The sequence below is a fragment of the Halorubrum ejinorense genome (genome assembly GCF_055389685.1).
In genome coordinates, this window is sequence record NZ_AP043777.1 from 2,179,098 (window position 1) to 2,197,403 (window position 18,306).

At 70.4% G+C, this 18,306-nt stretch carries 16 protein-coding genes; 12 read left to right on the forward strand and 4 right to left on the reverse strand.

The genetic code is table 11. The features are described 5' to 3' along the window. Positions 1-67 precede the first annotated feature (67 nt). A complete protein-coding gene (locus tag ACZ5KW_RS12265; protein WP_343776789.1) occupies positions 68-499 on the forward strand; it encodes a pyridoxamine 5'-phosphate oxidase family protein in 432 nt (143 codons plus the stop codon). 189 nt (positions 500-688) lie between these two features. On the opposite strand, the gene ACZ5KW_RS12270 is transcribed toward ACZ5KW_RS12265, so the two are convergent. Next, positions 689-1,159, reverse strand: coding sequence for an MGMT family protein (locus tag ACZ5KW_RS12270; protein ID WP_343776791.1), 471 nt, complete (start codon positions 1,157-1,159; stop codon positions 689-691). Positions 1,160-1,357: 198 nt separating this feature from the next. Here ACZ5KW_RS12270 and trpC point away from each other — a divergent pair, with 198 nt between their 5' ends. The 4 genes from trpC (at position 1,358) to ACZ5KW_RS12290 (ending at position 5,251) form a co-directional block, all read left to right on the forward strand. Then, on the forward strand, positions 1,358-2,188 hold the full coding sequence (trpC, locus tag ACZ5KW_RS12275) for an indole-3-glycerol phosphate synthase (protein WP_343776792.1): 831 nt from the start codon (positions 1,358-1,360) through the stop codon (positions 2,186-2,188). Continuing rightward, positions 2,185-3,489 (forward strand): tryptophan synthase subunit beta, encoded by a 1,305-nt coding sequence (gene trpB, locus ACZ5KW_RS12280; RefSeq protein ID WP_343776794.1) that lies wholly within the window; start codon positions 2,185-2,187, stop codon positions 3,487-3,489. The genes trpC and trpB overlap by 4 nt, the downstream gene beginning before the upstream one ends. Then, positions 3,490-4,377 carry a tryptophan synthase subunit alpha gene (trpA, locus tag ACZ5KW_RS12285; RefSeq protein WP_343776796.1) on the forward strand — a complete coding sequence of 296 codons (888 nt, stop codon included), beginning with the start codon at positions 3,490-3,492 and terminating at the stop codon, positions 4,375-4,377. Positions 4,378-4,459: 82 nt separating this feature from the next. After that, the gene (locus tag ACZ5KW_RS12290; protein WP_343776798.1) at positions 4,460-5,251 is read left to right on the forward strand and encodes a 2-amino-3,7-dideoxy-D-threo-hept-6-ulosonate synthase; all 792 of its coding nucleotides are present in this window, start codon (positions 4,460-4,462) and stop codon (positions 5,249-5,251) included. A gap of 3 nt (positions 5,252-5,254) precedes the next feature. On the opposite strand, the gene ACZ5KW_RS12295 is transcribed toward ACZ5KW_RS12290, so the two are convergent. Together ACZ5KW_RS12295 and ACZ5KW_RS12300 are read right to left on the reverse strand one after the other, a co-directional pair. Further along, positions 5,255-5,833 carry an NADPH-dependent FMN reductase gene (locus ACZ5KW_RS12295; protein ID WP_343776800.1) on the reverse strand — a complete coding sequence of 193 codons (579 nt, stop codon included), beginning with the start codon at positions 5,831-5,833 and terminating at the stop codon, positions 5,255-5,257. Positions 5,834-5,922: 89 nt separating this feature from the next. Continuing rightward, positions 5,923-7,485: an HTTM domain-containing protein gene (locus ACZ5KW_RS12300; protein WP_343776802.1), complete on the reverse strand. Its 1,563-nt coding sequence runs from the start codon at positions 7,483-7,485 to the stop codon at positions 5,923-5,925. A gap of 126 nt (positions 7,486-7,611) precedes the next feature. Between ACZ5KW_RS12300 and ACZ5KW_RS12305 the strand changes: the two genes are divergently transcribed. Then, a complete protein-coding gene (locus ACZ5KW_RS12305) occupies positions 7,612-8,784 on the forward strand; it encodes a 3-dehydroquinate synthase II (RefSeq protein ID WP_343776804.1) in 1,173 nt (390 codons plus the stop codon). A 135-nt stretch (positions 8,785-8,919) separates the two neighbouring features. Then, complete coding sequence (locus ACZ5KW_RS12310; RefSeq protein ID WP_343776805.1) at positions 8,920-9,534, forward strand: hypothetical protein; 615 nt, start codon at positions 8,920-8,922, stop codon at positions 9,532-9,534. A gap of 51 nt (positions 9,535-9,585) precedes the next feature. On the opposite strand, the gene ACZ5KW_RS12315 is transcribed toward ACZ5KW_RS12310, so the two are convergent. Beyond that, on the reverse strand, positions 9,586-11,112 hold the full coding sequence (locus ACZ5KW_RS12315) for a carboxypeptidase M32 (protein WP_343776806.1): 1,527 nt from the start codon (positions 11,110-11,112) through the stop codon (positions 9,586-9,588). Positions 11,113-11,232: 120 nt separating this feature from the next. Here ACZ5KW_RS12315 and ACZ5KW_RS12320 point away from each other — a divergent pair, with 120 nt between their 5' ends. From ACZ5KW_RS12320 to ACZ5KW_RS12340, 5 genes are all read left to right on the forward strand, one after another. Further along, positions 11,233-12,285: a threonine aldolase family protein gene (locus tag ACZ5KW_RS12320; RefSeq protein ID WP_343776808.1), complete on the forward strand. Its 1,053-nt coding sequence runs from the start codon at positions 11,233-11,235 to the stop codon at positions 12,283-12,285. Between the two features lie 186 nt (positions 12,286-12,471). Next, a complete protein-coding gene (locus ACZ5KW_RS12325) occupies positions 12,472-12,786 on the forward strand; it encodes a DUF2209 family protein (protein WP_464388569.1) in 315 nt (104 codons plus the stop codon). Next, positions 12,783-14,129 carry a GTPase HflX gene (gene hflX / locus ACZ5KW_RS12330; protein WP_343776810.1) on the forward strand — a complete coding sequence of 449 codons (1,347 nt, stop codon included), beginning with the start codon at positions 12,783-12,785 and terminating at the stop codon, positions 14,127-14,129. Before ACZ5KW_RS12325 ends, hflX begins: the two co-directional genes overlap by 4 nt. A 107-nt stretch (positions 14,130-14,236) precedes the next feature. Beyond that, the gene (gene acs / locus ACZ5KW_RS12335; protein ID WP_343776812.1) at positions 14,237-16,198 is read left to right on the forward strand and encodes an acetate--CoA ligase; all 1,962 of its coding nucleotides are present in this window, start codon (positions 14,237-14,239) and stop codon (positions 16,196-16,198) included. A 230-nt stretch (positions 16,199-16,428) separates the two neighbouring features. Further along, the gene (locus ACZ5KW_RS12340) at positions 16,429-18,201 is read left to right on the forward strand and encodes a bacterio-opsin activator domain-containing protein (RefSeq protein ID WP_343776813.1); all 1,773 of its coding nucleotides are present in this window, start codon (positions 16,429-16,431) and stop codon (positions 18,199-18,201) included. The last annotated feature ends 105 nt before the right edge of the window (positions 18,202-18,306 follow it).

The window sequence follows — 18,306 nt, forward strand, 5'->3', positions numbered from 1 at the left end:
ACCGCTTTCCGTGTCGGCGGCGCGTTCGCGGGGAGTCTATATCAGCACACGTTCCGTGGGATTCCCCATGGATCACGCCGAATACGTGTACACGAGTGGAATGACCGAGTCCGACATCGACGAGTACCTGCGGGCGGGCGAGCACGGCATTCTCGGACTGGCGGACGGCGACGACGCGTACGCGGTTCCCCTGAGCTATCACTACGACGGCGACCGATTGCTCCTCCGTGTGAGCCGACACGACGACGAAAGCGAGAAAGGGCGGTTCCTCGGGACCACCGACACCGCGGCGTTCGTGTGCTATGAAGCGTCAACGAACGAGTCGTGGAGTATCCACGTTCGCGGCCCGGTACGGGAGTGGGAGTCGGACGTCGGCGAAGCGACGTTGAACGAGTGGTTTCCGCCGTTCCGACTGTTCGACGAAGCGGTGGCGAACGTCGAGTTCTCGTTGTATGCGCTCGAGATGGAGACCGTCATCGGTCGCAAAACGGTCGAGTGAGAAGCGTTCGAGACGCGACTGAGTAGCCGTCGTGGCTCGTGACGGCGACGGCCGCAGCGAGGAGGGTGGCCGGAGCGAGCGGGGATCGCCGGGAGAGGAGGGTCGCAGGTACGAGCGCAGCGGGGTGAGGTCGTTGGGACGGAGCCGTGACGGGCGCGGAAAGGCGACGCCTCGCCCGAGGGGTCGCCGTCAGGACTCGATCCCTTCGATCGAGCGCAGCGCCGCCCGGGTGTCGCCCGGCGTCGCGTACGGCCCGCCGCTCACGCGATGGTCGGGCAACAGGACCGGGATCGGGTTGTCCGCGAGCGCATCGGTGACCGCTTCGAGGTCGTCGGGGTCGTCGGGGTCGAACCCGCCGAGCCTCGCGAGTCGGCTCACGGTCACCTCCTCGCCGTACGGCAGCGTGCGGAGCGACTCCAGCACGTCTCGCTGGGGGGTCGGCACCGTGAGACCGATCGCCACTTCGGCGAACTCGTCGCGCTCGCCGCGGAGGTACGCGCCGATCCGGTCGAGCAGGTCGTGGTCGGTGTCGGCGTCCGCCGGCGGCTCGGCCGGGAACGACACGGCGATGACGCGACCGCCCGCGAACCCCACCTGGACGGTGCGGCCGATCTCGTCGAACTCTCGGGCGAAGACCCCGGAGGTGCTGCCGATACTCATGACCTTCATTGGAAGGGTCGTTCACTTAAAACGTCGGCCGCGAGACCGATTGACGCCGGCCTCGGACGACCCTCACCGCCGGCGGGGAACCGACCCGGGAGAGGTGACGAGAGCGACGAACGCGGGAGCGTGACCCGTTGCGGTCGCGGTACGCGGCCCGCAAGCCTTATGAACAGATAAGTACATTAGTGTATAGTAATGGACGATCCAGATGAGCTGGCACCGGCGGTCAGATCGATCCTGTCCGCCGCTCGCGACCGGGCCGACGCGGCGGCGACCGAGGCCGTCTCGGTGGCTCCCCGCGACCTCGCTGCCGCGTTCGAGCGCGCCGAGGCCGACGGGCGCGTTCCGGTGATCGCCGAGGTGAAACCGACGAGTCCGACGACGGAGGGCACCCGCGAGGACGACCCCGTCGCGCTCGCGGAGGAGATGGTCGCGGGCGGCGCGGCCGCGCTGAGCGTGCTCACCGAGCCGGAGCACTTCGGTGGGAACGTCGAGACGGTCGCCCGCGTGCGCGACGCCGTCGACGTGCCGGTCCTCCGGAAGGACTTCGTCGTCGACGAGGCGCAGTTGGACGCCGTCGAGAGCGACGTGGTCCTGCTGATAGCCCGGTTCGTCGGCGACGACCTCCCGGACCTCCTCGCCGCCGCCCGCGAGCGCGGCTTCCAAGTCCTCGTGGAGGTCCACGACCGCGACGAGCTGGCGGCCGCCATCGACGCGGGCGCGACGACGGTCGGCGTCAACAACCGCGACCTGGCCGAACTCGTCGTCGACCTCGGAACCTTCGAGTCCGTGGCGCCCCACGTCCCTGATGACGTGACGCTGATCGCGGAGAGCGGCATCGGGTCGCCGGCGGACGCTCGCCGGATGCGGGCGGCCGGAGCGGACGCACTGCTCGTCGGGAGCGCCATCATGGACGGCGACGTCGAGGCGAACACCCGAGCGCTGACGCGGGCGGAAGCGGACGAGGACGACGACGCGGACCCGACAGCCGACGACACGACCGACACCACGGAGACACCCACATGAGCGAAACCGAATCATCGACGAGCGAGGTTGGAGAGCTTTCGCGACGCCCCGGGCGCGAGCGCGGCCGCGACGACGGGAAGTTCGGCCGCTACGGCGGCCAGTACGTCCCGGAGGCGCTGATGCCGGCGATAGAGGAACTGGCGGACGCCTACGAGCGCTACGTCCTCGGCAACGAGGACGGCTTCATGGACGAGTTCCGCGAGCGGCTCGCCGACTTCGGCGGTCGGCCGACGCCGCTCCAGCGGGCCGACCGGCTCTCGGAGCGCTACGACACGGAGGTGTACCTCAAGCGGGAGGACCTCCTCCACGGCGGCGCCCACAAGCTGAACAACGCGCTCGGGCAGGTCCTGCTCGCGAAGTACATGGGCAAAGAGCGGATCATCGCCGAGACGGGCGCCGGCCAGCACGGCACCGCGACCGCGATGGCGGCCGCCCACCTCGACATGCCCTGTACGATCTACATGGGCGAACGCGACATCAACCGCCAGCGCCCCAACGTCTTCCGGATGAAGCTCAACGGCTCCGAGGTGAAGCCGGTCACCACGGGCCGCGGGACGCTGAAAGAGGCCATCTCGGAGACGATGCGCGACTGGGCCGAGACGGTCGAGGACACCCACTACGTGATCGGCTCTATCGTCGGCCCGCACCCGTTCCCGGTGATGGTCCGCGACTTCCAGGCGATCATCTCCGAGGAGGCCCGCGAGCAGGCCGTCGAGAAGACCGGCGGGCTCCCGACCGACGTGGTCGCCTGCGCGGGCGGCGGCTCGAACACGATGGGGACGTTCGCCGACTTCGTCGACGACGAGTCCGTCGCGCTCCACGCCGTCGAGGCCGGCGGCTCCACGCTCGAAGTCGACGAGGAGGCGGGCGTGGCGCCCAACTCCGCCTCGCTGTACACCGGCGAGGAGGGCGTCCTCCACGGCGCGCGGACGAAGCTGCTTCAGGACTCGGACGGGCAGATCATGGAGAGCCACTCCGTGTCCTCCGGGCTCGACTACGCGGGCGTCGGGCCGGAGCTCGCGTACCTCGTCGACGAGGGGCGCGTGGACCCGGTCGCCGTCGGCGACGACGCCGCGCTGGAGGGGTTCCACCGGCTCTCGAACACCGAGGGGATCATCCCGGCGCTGGAGACGGCGCACGCCTTCGGCTACCTCGAGGAGCACCACGAGGAACTCGGCGAGCGCGTGGTCGTGAACGTCTCCGGGCGCGGCGACAAGGACCTCGACGCCGCCATCGAGGAGACGGACAAACGCGACATCGACGAGGCGCCGGACATGTCGATGTTCACGGAGGGGATGTAGATGGGCAACTCCGACGCGATCGACGCCGCGTTCGCCGACGGTCCCGCCTACGTCCCGTACCTGGTCGTCGGCGATCCGGATTACGAATCCTCGAAGGCGTACGTCGAGGCGCTCGACCGCGGCGGCGCCGACGTGATCGAACTCGGCTTACCCTTCTCCGAACCGATCGCCGAGGGGTCGACGATCCAGGAGGCGCTCGTCCGCTCGCTCGACGCGGGGATGACCCCCGACCGCTTCTTCGCGTTCGCGGAGGACCTCGACGTCGACGCCGCGCTGGTCTGTATGACGTACTACAACCTGATCTACCAGTACGGGGGTAGCGAGGCGCGAAGCGCCTCGAACGCGAGCGGCGAAGCCGCGAGCACCGGCCCGCGACCCTTCGTCGAGCGCGCCGCCGCGGCCGGCATCCAAGGGCTCGTCGTCCCCGACCTGCCGGCTGAGGAGGCGGACCCGCTGCGCGAAGCGTGCGACGAGTTCGGGCTCGATCTGGTCTTCATCGTCGCACCGACGACGCGCGGTGACCGACTGGACCGCATGATGGAGAACGTCTCCGGCTACGTCTACGTCCAAGCGCGGCTCGGGACCACGGGCGCCCGCGACGACGTGTCCGACCAGACGACCGAGAGCCTCGACCGGCTCCGCGAGTACGACGTGCCGAAGGCGGTCGGATTCGGCATCTCCACCGGCGAGCAGGCCGAACGGATCGTCGCGGGCGGCGCCGACGGGATCATCGTCGGCTCGGCGCTCGTGGACCTGGTCGCCGAGGGCGTCGAGGAAGACCGCTCGACGGGGGCGGTCGCCGACCGGCTGGAGGCGCTCTCCCGGGAACTGAAGCAGGGCGCCGAGCGCGGCTACCGCTCCCGGACCGAAGCGGCGAGCACGCAGTGAGTCGGGAAGGGAGGCAATACGTCCCCGAACGAAACCCACTTACCTTCGATTGACACACTCTCTCACAACGACCCACGACATCATGACAGCAGGACTCTCGGCACGACTCGACCGCATCTCCACGAACGACCGATACCTCGTCGTCCCGATGGACCACGGGATCACGATGGGCGCCGTCCAGGGGCTCGTCGACATCGAGTCGACGATAGACGGCGTCACCAGCGGCGGCGCGGACGCGGTGCTCACGCAGCGCGGGATCGCCGAGCGGGTCCACGCGAACAAAAACGACGCGGGCTACATCGTCCACCTCAACGGGTCGACGACGATCGGCCCCGACGAGAGCGACAAGCGCGTCACCGGCACCGCGGAGGACGCGGTCCGCGCCGGCGCCGACGCCGTCTCCTTCCACATCAACGTCGGCTCGGAACACGAGCCGAAACAGATCGAGGACCTCGCCGAGCTGACCGCGGACGCGGAACGGCTCGGGCTGCCGGTCCTCGCGATGGCGTACGCACGCGGCCCGGGCGTCGACGGGTCAGACCCCGAGGCGCTCGGTCACGCCGTCAGGCTCGCCGAGGAACTCGGAGCCGACGTGGTGAAGACGGGCTACTCCGGCGACGGCGACTCGTTCGAGCGCGTGACCGAATCGACCCGGCTCCCGGTCGTCATCGCCGGCGGGTCGAAGGGGACCGACCGCGAGACGGTGGAGATGGTCCGCGGCGCGATGGACGGCGACGCGGCCGGCGTGTCGATGGGGCGGTCGATATTCCAGCACGAGGACCCCGAGGGGATCGCCCGAGCGGTCTCCGCCGTCGTCCACGACGACGCGTCGGTCGAGGAGGCGCTGCGGGCTGGCGGCTTCGTCGAGGCCTGAGGGTCAGTTCGCGCCGACGTTCTGCGTCCCTTCGAACGAGTCCGGGTCCGGCTCGATGTCGGCGTACTGGACGGCGCGCCGGCCGAGTGTGAGCGTCCGCTCGTCGAGTCCCGCGTCGACGACGTCGCCGTCCTCGAACTGCGTGCTGGCCCGCGGGATCGCCACCTGATGAGGGATTACCCACGCGTTGAGCGCCCGACAGACGGAACGGAGATGTTCGAGCGCCGTCACGGGGAAGCCGCCGCCGGCGACCGCGACGAGCCCGACGGTCTTGTCCTCGAACTCCTCGAAGCCACAGTAGTCGAGCGCGGTCTTCAGCGGCGAGGAGTACGACCCGTGATACATCGGCGTCCCCAGGATGACCGCGTCGGCGTCGCGTATCGCCGCCGTCAGCGAGCTGGCGTCTCCCGCTTCGCCGCGGTCGGCGTCGTACGCCGGGAGGTCGTACTCGCGGAGGTCGATCAGTTCGGCGGTACCCCCCGCACGCCGAGACCCGTCGAGCGCCCGGCGGACCCCGAGTCGAGTGTAGCTCCCGTCTCGAAGGCTGCCGACGACGCCGACGACGCGTGGTGAGTCGGACATGCTCCACACGACGCGTCATCGCCACTAATACGATCGGGCCGGGCCGGCCTCCGGCGAGGTACGGCCCGCGACGACGGGCGTCGACGCGATCAGCAGGCGGCGCGGGCCAGCTCTTCTACCTGCGGCTCTCCGACCGGTCCGTCCGGGCCCACCGGCTGCTCCGCCCGGAAGACGGTCACGGACGACAGATCGCGGTCCGATCGGTCACAGGCGTACGACGCCACCGGCCGGTACTGGGACTCGCCGGCGTTTCTCATCCGGAATCCGAACTGGTGCCAGAGCGTCGTCGGATACGTCTCCGCGGCGTCCGGCGGCCGGTCGTACGTGACCGCGCCCCCGTCACGTACGTCGATCGTGTCGCCCGACTCCAGCGTTCCGCGAACGACGTACCAACCGGAGGCGTCCGGCGGGTTCGGTGCGAAGAACGACCAGCTCACCTCAGAGAGCTCGCCAGCCGACTCCGACGCCGGGAGGTCGACGAGCCCGACCCCCGCGGCCTGCCACCACACCAGCGCGACGAAGAACCCGACGAGCAGCAGGGTGGCCCCCACTCGAAGCCCGCGCCGAACCCGCCACCGACCGGAGGGGGCGGTCGACTTCGCGCCTCCGTCGTCACCGCTTCCGCCGTCGCTTCGGGGCGCGCGCGTCGCGTCCCGAGTGGGAACGGGGAGCTCCGGCGCGACGGCCTCGAGGGCGTTCCACGCTCCGGGCGGGAGGAACAGGAGTAACACCGAGATCATGACGAAGGGGAAGACGGCGAGCCGCATCGTCGCGGCCATGCCGAGGTGCGCGGAGACGAACGCGAGGGCGACTCCCGTCCTGAGCCGTCCGGTCGCGACGACCAGCAGGACGGCCGCCGAGAGGAGCGCGACCCAGAGCCAGTTGATCGCCGCGAGGACCGCGGTGTACTCGGAGACGAGCGGTCCGAGGCGGACGGTGAACTCCCCCAACTGGAAGATCCGAGGGACCGCGACGCCGGACATCCACGCGTCGCTCCGGTACTTCGAGACCGCGTTCGCCGCGTATATCGACACGAGCGTCAGCAGCGCGACGGCCGTGCTGACCGAACAGACTCGCCAGTCGCTCCCGGCCTCGCTCCCGGCGTCCGCCCTCCGACCAGCCGGCTCCCGACCGTGACCGTCGCGGTAACGGCTCCCCCCGAGCGACCAGCGAGCGTCGAGCGGGAGGAAGAGACTCAAAAAGAGGAACGCGGCCAGAATCGTGTTCCCGCCGTTGAGCGCGTACGGGTTCCGTGCGTACAGCGACGCGAGCAGGACGAGGGACACGGCGGTCGACGCCCGCGTGCGGTAACCGACGAGGAGGCAGACGGCCGCGCCGACCGCGACGGCGATCAGTCCGGTCTGTACCCACGCCGATCCGGACAACGCGTGGAGCGAGACGGCCTCCAACAGCGGATACGTCTCGCCGAGGGTCGACCGCGGGAGTACGCCCGCGTCCGTGTAGAACGGGCGTACCCCCGGGAGCCGATAGAGCAGCAGGTCGGCGAGGAGGAGGAGCGCCAGCGCGATCCGAAACGCGCCGAGCGCCCGCGGATCGATCCCGAGATGCGGTGCGGCGCGCTCGCGGAGCGACTCGCGGACCGCCGCGTACCGAGAGCTGGCGTCCGAGGACCGCTGCCGTTGTGTCGTCATTCGGAAGTGTGCGTCCTACGATACGATCTCAGCGATAAGTGCTTTGTCGTCTCCGCGGCGCCGCGGTCGCGTGCAACGCCCGACCCTTCCGCAGTTTTCAAGCCGGCGCGCCGCGACGTGTCGGTAATGACACGCACGGTCTGGGTCAAAGCCGACAGCGCGGTCGGCGACTGGGAGGCGCGCAAGCGACGGATCACGGCCGCCATCGAGGCCGGTGCGGACTGGGTGCTCGTCGACGAGCAGGACGTCGGCCGCGTGCGGGAGCTGGGCGACGTGAGCGTCGCCGCCTTCCGCTCCGAAGCCGACGTGATCGACGACGCCGAGAGCGACGCCGAGGCCGACGCCTACTTCGTCGGGAAAGACGGGGAGGGCGACGGGACGATCGACCTGCCGGACGACTTCTCCGGCTCCGCGGACCTCACGACGGTCCGCCGTCGGGACGACCGCGCACAGGGGGCGTACGTCCGCGTCCTCGGCACCGAGTACGAGCGCTTCGCGGAGGAGGCGGCCGCTGACGCCGAGTTCACGATCGTCATCGGCGAGGACTGGTCGATCATCCCGCTGGAGAACCTGATCGCGCGGGTGGGCGACGAGACGCACCTCGTCGCGGGCGCGACGACGGCGGCGGAGGCGAAGACCGCCTTCGAGACGCTGGAGATCGGCGCGGACGGCGTCCTCCTCGATTCCGACTCGCCCGACGAGATCCGCGGCGCGGTCGAGGCCCGCGACGCGGCCGACCGCGAGACGCTGGACCTCCGCCACGCCGAGGTGACGGAGATCGAACAGACCGGGATGGCCGACCGCGTCTGTATCGACACCGGGTCGCTGATGGACGACAGCGAGGGAATGTTAGTCGGCTCGATGTCGCGCGGGCTCTTCTTCGTCCACGCCGAGACGGCGGAGTCGCCGTACGTCGCCTCGCGCCCGTTCCGGGTGAACGCCGGCGCGGTCCACGCGTACGTCCGCAACGCCGAGGGCGGCACCAACTACCTCGCGGAGCTGTCGAGCGGCGACGAGGTCCAAGTCGTCGACACCGACGGACACACCCGCGAGGCGGTGGTCGGGCGCGTGAAGATCGAGAAGCGTCCGATGTTCCGGATCCAGGCCGAGATCGAGACCGAAGACGGCACCGACCGCATCGAGACGCTCATCCAGAACGCCGAGACCGTGAAGATCGCCACGAGCGAGGGTCGGAAGGCCGTCACCGACGTGGAGGCGGGCGACGAGGCGCTCGTCTACTACGAGGACGTCGCGCGCCACTTCGGCGAGGCCGTCGAGGAGAGCATCATCGAGAAGTAGGACTCCAGCCGGCGGGACCGCAGGCCGCGCATCGACGCGTTTTCTCTCGGGGACGGTCCCACGCATCGCGCTCCCGAAACGCGCCGTATTCGTGTCTATCAAAACGAATATTATCGACAATTGCTATCTTCTGACATGGCATTCGCTAACGAGGCCGATCGCCGGGTGCGAGAGCTCGGCTTCCTCGACCGCGTCCGCCACCTCGCGGACGCGGCGAACCCGGCGTTCGCGGCCGGAAGCGTTCTCGTCCCGCTGGCGTTCCTCGGGGCGAGCGTCGCGATCGGAAGCACGGAACTGCTCTTTTACACGCACGTCGGAGCGGGCGCGGTCTGGTTCGGCTTCGCGCTGATCTTCCCGGCGGTCGTCGGCCCGACGCTCGGCGGGCTCGACGAGGAGGCGTCGGCGGCGGTGACGGGAACGCTCGTCCCGAAGGTCGTGTTCTTCCTCGTCGGCTTCTCGCTGACGACCGTGCTGTCGGGGACCGTTCTCCTGACGCCCGCGCTGGGACTCGGCTACGGCTTCTCCGGGACGTGGTCGACGCTCTCGCTCGGCGTCGGCTGGGGGCTGTTCGCGTTCGGACTGGCGGTGCCCCACCGGCTCCACCTCAGCGCGTACTACGAGACGCGCTCGCCGGACCCCGACGCCTCGCGGCTCGAATCGATCGAGAAGAAGAACCTCGTCGTCGGACTGTTCGAGGGCGCCGTGATGCTCGCGATCGTCGCGTTGATGACCGGGTTCCGGCTCGGGTAGGTCGCGGGAGAACACGCGGGGTTTTGGGGCCGCCGAGCGGGTCGTCCCGCCTCAGATCCCGTACAGCTCGCCGTACTTCTCGTCGACGTAGTCGAGGAAGGCGTCCGCCGAGAAGTCCTCGCCGGTCGCCTGTTTCACCAGCTCGTTCGTCTCGTAGCGGGCGCCGTGTTGGTGGACGTTCTCGCCGAGCCAGTCCTGGAGGTCCTCGAAGTCGCCCGCCGCGATCTTCCCGTCGAGGTCGTCGATCTCCGCCTCGGCGGCCGCGAACAGCTGGGCGGCCATCACGGAGCCGAGCGAGTAGGTGGGGAAGTAGCCGAAGTTGCCGTGGCTCCAGTGGATGTCCTGGAGGCAGCCGACCGCGTCGTTGTCGGGCCGGATGCCGAGGTACTCCTCGTACTTGTCGTTCCAGACCTCCGGCACGTCCTCGACCGCGAGGTCGCCGCGGACCAGGTCGCGCTCGATCTCGAACCGGACGACGATGTGGAGGTGGTAGGTGAGTTCGTCGGCCTCGACGCGGATGAGGTTGTCCTCGTACACCTGATTGAACGCCTCGTAGGCGTCCTGAACGGTCGCCTCCTCCGTCTGCGGGAAGTGCTCCTGGAAGACGGGGAGGAACTCCTGCCAGAACGCCTTGCTCCGGCCGACGTGGTTCTCCCAGAGGCGCGACTGCGACTCGTGGACCGAGAGGTCACGCGACGTGCCGAGCGGCGTGCCGAAGTGCTCCTGCGGGAGCCCGAGGTTGTACTGCGCGTGTCCGTACTCGTGGATCGTCGAGCCGACCGCGCCGAGCGGGTCGGTCTCGTCGAACCGGGTCGTCACGCGGCAGTCGAACTGGTTGCCCGAGGTGAACGGGTGCGAGGAGACGTCGAGGCGGCCGCGGTCGAAGTCGTAGCCGACCAGTTCGAGCGCCTCGCGGGAGAGCGCTTCCTGGTCGTCCTCGGGGAAGGTCCCCTCGAAGGTGTCGACCGCGAGTTCGACGTCCGACTCGCGGATGTCGTCGATCATCGGCACGAGGGCCTCGCGGAGCTCCGTGAGGATCGACTCGGCGCGCTCCATCGAGAGGCACGGCTCGAACTCCTCGAACAGGACCTCGTAGGGGTCCCGGTCTGGGTCGATGTGCTCGGCGTACTCGCGTTTCAGCTCGACGTGTTTCTCCAGGTAGGGCGCGAACTCGTCGAAGTCGTCCTCCGCTTTGGCCTCCTCCCACGCCTGGAGCGCCTCGGAGCCCGTCTCCGATATCTCCTCGACGAGTTCGACGGGGACGGCGTCGGATCGCTCGTACTCGCGGCGGATCTCGCGGACGACGGCCGCCTGCTCGTCGGTGAGGTCGGCGTCGGCGAGCTCCTCGAGCAGCTCGCCCGTCTCGTCGTCGGTCACCATGTCGTGGTGGACGGAGGACAGCGCGGAGAGCTGCTTCGAACGGGCGGGGGTACCGCCTTCGGGCATCATCACCTGCTGGTCCCAGCCGAGGACGCCGGAAGCGCTGCCGACCGCGTTCCACCGTCGGGCGCGGTCGAGGAGCGCGTCGTAGGCGTCCGGTGCGTCGGCCGTGTCGTCGGTCGCGGCTTCCGTAGCCATGTGTTTCGAATCGATCCCCGTCGTTAAGAAGGAACCGAACTCGGAACCGGCGTTTACGGCCGGTAGCGGCCGCGCCGAGCGCGGGATATATCCGCGCCGCCGCGGAACGATAGCCAACCGATGCCCGAAGCCGACGAACTCGACATCGACCTGCGCTCGGACACCGTGACGACGCCCTCGGACGCGATGCGCGACGCGGCCGCGACCGCCGAGGTCGGCGACGACGTGTACCGCGACGACCCGAGCGTCAACGAACTGGAGCGTCGGGCCGCCGAGGCGGTCGGCACCGGGGCCGCCCTGTACGTCCCCTCGGGGACGATGGCGAACCAGATCGCGGTCCACGTCCACACCGATCCCGGCCAAGAGCTCCTCTTGGAGCGCGAGTCGCACATCTACCGCTGGGAGCTGGCCGGCGCGGCCAAGCTCTCCGGCGTCCAGACGCGGACGATCGACGCCGGCGAGCGCTGCGTCCCGACCCCGGACGCGGTCCGTGAAGGCCTCGTCGACGAGGACCTCCATCGTCCCGGAACCGGCCTCCTCGCCGTGGAGAACACCCACAACTACCGAGGCGGCGTCGCGGTCCCGGTCGACCGGATCGCGGCAGCCGCTTCGGTCGCCCGCGAGCGCGACGTGCCGGTCCACCTCGACGGCGCGCGCGTGTTCAACGCCGCGGTCGCGCTGGGCGTCGACGCGAGCGAACTCGTCGACCCGGTCGACAGCGTCACGTTCTGTCTCTCGAAGGGGCTCGGCGCTCCCGTCGGCTCGATCCTCGCCGGCGACGAGGCGTTCGTCGAGGACGCCCGCCGGGTCCGCAAGCTGTTCGGCGGCGGCATGCGGCAGGCCGGGATGATCGCCGCGCCCGCGCTCCGCGCGTTGGACAACGTCGACCGCCTCGCCGACGACCACGCCAACGCGGAGCGGCTCGCGACCGGGCTGGACGCGCTCGACGGCGTCGACGCCCCGGCGCCCGACACCAACATCGTCGTGGCGCACACCGAGGACGCCGGCATCCCGGCCGAGTCGCTCTACGCGGCCTGTAAGGACGCGGGCGTCGGCTGCGTCGAGTTCGACGAGTACGCGACGCGGTTCACCACGCACCTCGACGTCGACGCCGACGAGGTCGACGACGCGATCGATCGGATCGCGGGCGTCGTCGACGAACTGCGGGCGTGAGCGGGTCGACTCGTCCCGTCCGCCCCACGGAAACGTTCAATTCGCCGGCCGACCTACGGTGACACATGGACGAGGCGAGGACGATCGTCGCGGTCCGGTCCGAGCGAACCGAGGTGAACGGCGCCCGCCCCTGAAGTCGTCGGCGTCGACATCAGCGGCCGCCACGAGGAGGACGGCGAGTACCTGATGGTCGCGGCCGCGGTCCACGCGCGGGTCGACTCGGCGCGCATCCGGTCGGTCGAGGGGATGGGTTTCGCCGCCGTCCGTGAGGGACCGACGCTGGAGGCGACCGTGGCGCTCACCGCGGAGGCGGTCGGTCACCTCCCGGAGCCGCCCGACGGACCGGTCGTCGCGGAGGCGGGCGAGTACTACGAGGAGCCGGCCGAGCGCGTCGGGCTCAGCTTCCAGCCCGAGTTTAAATACGTCGAGAGCATAGGCGAGCGCGAAACAGTGCAGGCAGCACACCACGCGGCGTACGCCGCTCGCGACCTCCTCCTATGAGCGGGGACGCCGACCCGAGCGAGGCCGACACCGCGGCGCGCCGGGCGGTCGTCGCCAAGCGCGTCGACAGCGGCGCGGCCGACCTCACCGAGATCCGCCAGCTCGCGGCCGCGGCGGGCTACGAGGTCGCCGGCGAACTCACGCAGACCCGGACGGAGGACGCCGCGTTCATGTTCGGCGAGGGGAAGGTCGCCGAACTCCGCGATCTGGTCCGCCGGACCGGCGCCGGAACGGTGATCATCGACAACGACGTGGGCCCGTACCAGACGTTCAACATCGGCGGGGAGCTCCCCGAGGGCGTCGAGGTCGTCGACCGGTTCACGCTCATCCTCGAGATATTCGGCCAGCGCGCGAACACCCGCAAGGCGCAGCTCCAGGTCGAACTCGCGGAGCTACGGTACGAACTCCCGCGGGCCGAGGCGAAGGCGAGCCTCGCGAAACGCGACGAGCGGCCGGGGTTCATGGGGCTCGGCGAGTACGACGAGAGCGTCGAGCGCGACATCAAACGCCAGATATCCGAGATCCGCGACGAGCTCGACTCGATAGCGGAAAAGGAGGAGGCGCGCCGCGAGCAGCGCCGCGACTCCGGGTTCGACCTCGTCGCGCTCGCGGGCTACACCAACGCGGGGAAGTCGACGCTGATGCGCCAGCTCGCGGACGAGCTGGCCGTCGACGAGAACGACGAGCGCCACCGCGACCTCGACACCACCGCCGAGTCACAGGACATGCTGTTCACGACGCTCGGCACCACGACCCGCCGCGCCGAGATGGAGAAGCGCGACGTCCTCCTGACGGACACGGTGGGATTCATCGCCGACCTGCCCCACTGGCTCGTCGAGTCGTTCGAGTCCACGCTCGATTCGGTGTACCGCGCGGACCTCGTGTTGCTCGTCGTCGACGCGAGCGAGTCGGTCGAGGAGATGCGCGAGAAGCTCGTCACCAGCCACGACACGCTCTACGAGCGCAACGAGGCGCCGATCGTCACCGTGTTCAACAAGATCGATCGGCTGGCGCCCGGCGAGTTGGCCGACAAGCGCGCCGCGCTCTCCGGGGTGGCCCCCGATCCGGTCGCCGTGTCGGCGAAGACGGGAGCGGGCGTGGCGGAGCTCCGCGACCGCGTCGAGGGCGAACTCCCCGAGTGGGAGCGCGAGCGACTCGTCCTCCCCGTCTCCGACGACGCGATGAGCCTCGTCTCGTGGGTTCACGACCACGGCCACGTGGCGGAGGAGACGTACGCGGGCGAGCAGGTGACGCTCGACTTCGAGGCGAAGCCGTCTATCGTCTCCCGCGCCCGCGCCCGAGCGGCCGACATCGCGGCGCCCCCGACCGAGGAGTCGGCCTGACCACGGCGGTATCGACTCGAAGGCGCGGATCGGCCCCGTTTTTCGACCGCTTCCGACCGACGGGGAATCGGACAAAGTATACGGTTCTCCGCAGGCCATGACACGGTATGGACGACTTCGCGGACGGCGGTCGGCTCGTCGACGGCGACGGGGACGCCGTCCCGCCGCCGGCCGAGTTCCGTCAGCGGGCCGCCGCGAGCGATCCGGGAGTGTACGAGCGGTTCGCGCGCGATGGGCCCGAGGCGTGGCGCGCGGCCGCCGACCTCCTGACGTGGGACCGCGAGTACGAGACAGTCCTCGACGACGGCGACCCGCCGTTTTACGAGTGGTTCCCCGACGGGCGGCTCAACGCCGCGGCGAACTGCGTCGACAGACACCTCGACGACCGCCGGAACCAGCTCGCGATCCGGTGGTTCGGCAAGCGCGGCGAGCGCCGGTCGTACACCTACCTCGACCTCCACCGCGAGGTGAACGCGGTCGCGGCCGGGCTCCGCGACCTCGGCGTCGAGGAGGACGACGTCGTCACGCTCTACCTCCCGATGATCCCGGAGCTACCGATCGCGATGCTGGCGTGCGCGCGCATCGGCGCGCCGCACAACGTCGTGTTCGCGGGGCTGTCCGCCGAGGCGCTCGCGACCCGCATCGACGCGGCCGACTCCGAGTACCTGATCACCTGCGACGGCTACTACCGTCGGGAGGACGCGTTCAACCAGAAGTCGAAGGCCGATAACGCTCGGATCCGCGCCGACCAGAAGCTGTCGGCCGCGGTCGTCGTCGACCGCCTCGGCGACGAACTCGCCGTCTCGCTGGGAGACGACGAACACGAGTACGGCGCGCTCGTCGACGCGCACGACGGCGACACGGTCGAACCGGTCGCCCGCGACGCGACCGACCTCCTCTTCGTGATGTACACCTCCGGGACGACCGGGCGACCGAAGGGGGTCGAGCACGCGACCGGCGGCTACCTCGCGCACGTCGCGTGGACGACGCAGAACGTCTTGGACGTGCGGCCCGAGGACACCTACTGGTGCGCGGCCGACATCGGCTGGATCACCGGGCACTCCTACGGCGTGTACGGCCCACTCGCGACAGGGACGACGACGGTGCTATACGAGGGGTCGCCCGATTACCCGGACCGCGACCGCGTCTGGGACCTGATCGAGCGCAACGCCGTCAGCGTCTTCTACACCTCGCCGACGGCGATCCGGTCGTTCATGAAGTGGGGGAAGGAGTACCCCGAGGCCCACGACCTCTCTTCGATCCGCCTGCTCGGGACGGTCGGCGAGTCGATCACGCCGAAGGCGTGGCGCTGGTACCGCGACCACGTCGGCGGCGGCGACGCCCCGGTCGTGGACACGTGGTGGCAGACCGAAACCGGGGCCATCGCGCTCGCGACGCTGCCCGGGATCACGCCGATGAAACCCGGGAAGGTCGGCCCGCCGCTCCCGGGGATCGACGCCCGCGTCGTCGACGAGGACGGCGAGCCGGTCGAGCCCGGCGAGTCCGGCTACCTCACGCTCGCGTCCCCGTGGCCCGGCATGCTGCGGGGGCTCCGCGAGGGCGACGAGCGCTACCGACGGGAGTACTGGCTCGAGGGCGAAGACGAGTGGCGCTACCGGACCGGCGACGGCGCGACCGTCGACGAGGACGGCTACGTCACGATCCTCGGGCGCGTCGACGACGTGATCAACGTCCGCGCCCAGCGGTTCAACACCGGCGAATTGGAGTCTGCCATCGTCGACGCCGCCGGCGTGACCGAGGCCGCGGTCGTCGGCGACGACGACGGCCGGGTCGTGGCGTACGTGACGACGAAGAGCGGCGTCGAGCCCGACGAAGCGCTCCGCGACGCCATCGCGGACCGGCTCGCGAGCGCGGTCGGTGCGGTCGGTGACGCGGCCCGGGCCGACCGAGTCGTGTTCACGCCCGACCTCCCCAAGACGCGCTCGGGGAAGATCATGCGACGCCTCTTGGAAGACATCGCCCGCGGCGAGGAGTTCGGCGACGTGAGCGCGCTCCGGAACCCGGAAGTGGTGGGCGAGATCGAGTCCACCGTTCGTGACGAGGAGTAAAGCCGGTCACGTACTAAGCCCACGAGCGCCTGTGGGGCCACGTCGCGTGCGGCGTCGGCATTTCAGGCCGACTGCTAGCGCCTGTTTCGGAACTCAGACGAGAGCCGAAACTGATCGAGGGGCTATCGCGACCGCGAACACGACCCGTTTCCTGTTCCGACGAGTCTCGACGGCGACGCACCGTCTCCCGGAACACTTTACTTTCGGTTCCACGTTGGGATGCGAAACGGATGGTCGACCACCTCGGCCCGGACGCCTACGACGCGCTGGTCACCGCCGCGGAGACGTATCGGTCGGCATTGGTGGTCAGGCTGGCCGGCGAGGCCGGACTCAGGACCGACGAGATCACCCGCGTCGAGCCCCGGCACCTCCGCGAGGCCGAGTCCGTCGCGGGCGCGCACCTCCTCGCGGTCCCCGCGACGGACGCCGACGGGGAGCCGGGCGCGCCCGACGAGACGGTCGACCGCGAGACGGTCGTCCCGGCGTCGCTGGCTGCGGACCTCGGACGATACGCGACGAGCGAGGGGATCGGCGACGACGAGCCGTACGTCGACCTCTCGCCCCGCCGCGTCCAGATGATCGTGCGCGAGACCGCGGCGCGGGCGGCCGACCTCAGCGACGCCGTCCCGGACGACCGGGTCACCCCGAGCGTGCTGCGACAGACGTTCGCCCGGCGGCTGCTCGTCGAGCGCGACGTCGACCCGCGAGCCGTCCGGGACGCCGGCGGGTGGGAGTCGCTCGCGACGCTCGACTCACACCTCGACGCGCTCGACGGCGAAGCGCTCGCTGCCGCCGTCGCCGGTGACGGGGGTCGCGGCGACGACCGCGCGGAGCGGGTGGAGCCCGTCGCCTTACCGGGGTTCGAGGCGCTCGCGGACTCCGGCTCGTCGGACCCCGCCGCCGCCGTCGCGGCGGGGCTCGCGGAGGCCGATCGCTGGGACGAGGCGTGGGTCGTCCGTCGGGCGGTCGGCGGGGACGGAGCCGACGTGGCCGCGGCGGCGGGCGTCGACGCGGAGCGCCTCTCGAACCGCGGCGTGACCGCCGGCGGGCCGTGGCTGGACGCGATAACCGAGGGCGCGCCCGCGGCGACCGACGGCCGGCAGGAGACCGACGGGCGACCCGCGGTCGCGGTGCCGGCGGCACACGAGGGCGTGACTCACGGCGCGCTCTGCGTCGTCGCGGCCGACGAGGGTCGGGTCGACGAGAGCGAGCGACGGGCGCTCGTCGCCCTCGGGCGCTGTCTCGGGCGAGCCGTCACCGCGGACCGGTGGCGAGAGCTGCTCCACTCGGACGCGGTCACGGAAGTCGAGTTCCACGCGACCGACGAGGGCGCGTTCCTCGCCCGCGCGAGCGACCGGCTGGACTGCCGGATCGAGGTGGCGTCGACCGTCGACGTCGACGAGGACGCCTCCCGGGCGTACCTCTCCGTCGACGGCGCTCGGCCGCAGGACGTCGCGGTCGTCGTCGAGGACGCCCCGGGCGTCTCCGACTTCCGGGTGATAGAGACACGCGAGGAGGGCTGTTCGGCGTCGGTTCGGCTCGCGGACGGGTCGCTGGTGCGGGGGCTCATCGACCACGGGGCGACGGTCCGCGACGCGTCGGGCGCCGACGGGCGAGTCCGCGTCGTCGCGGACTTCCCGGAGGGGACGAACGTCAGGCCCGTCGCGGATGGGCTCCGCGACCGGTTCGCGGACGTTCGGCTCGCCAGCAAGGAGTCCGTCGCGCGCTCGCCGCGCACGGAGTCGTCGCTTCGGGACGGGGTCGCGGACCGGTTCACCGACCGCCAGTGGGCGGCGCTGTCCGCGGCGTACCACGGCGGCTACTTCGACTGGCCGCGCGGGAGCACGGCCGAAGAGGTCGCCGACGCGATGGGCGTCTCCTCGCCGACGTTCCACAACCACCTCCGGAAGGCCCAGCGCGCGCTGCTCGACGGGCTCTTCGAGGACGGCAGCGAGCGACCGATCCGAGCCGGCGACGAGCCGACGGCCCGGATAGAGGACTGAGCGGGCGAGGCCGGGCCGGCGGTCCCGACTCGTTCCCCCGCGAGACGGGGGTATCTATCACGGTTTTTCCTATTTAGCGTCAGCGTTTATATGGTGATATCGGTT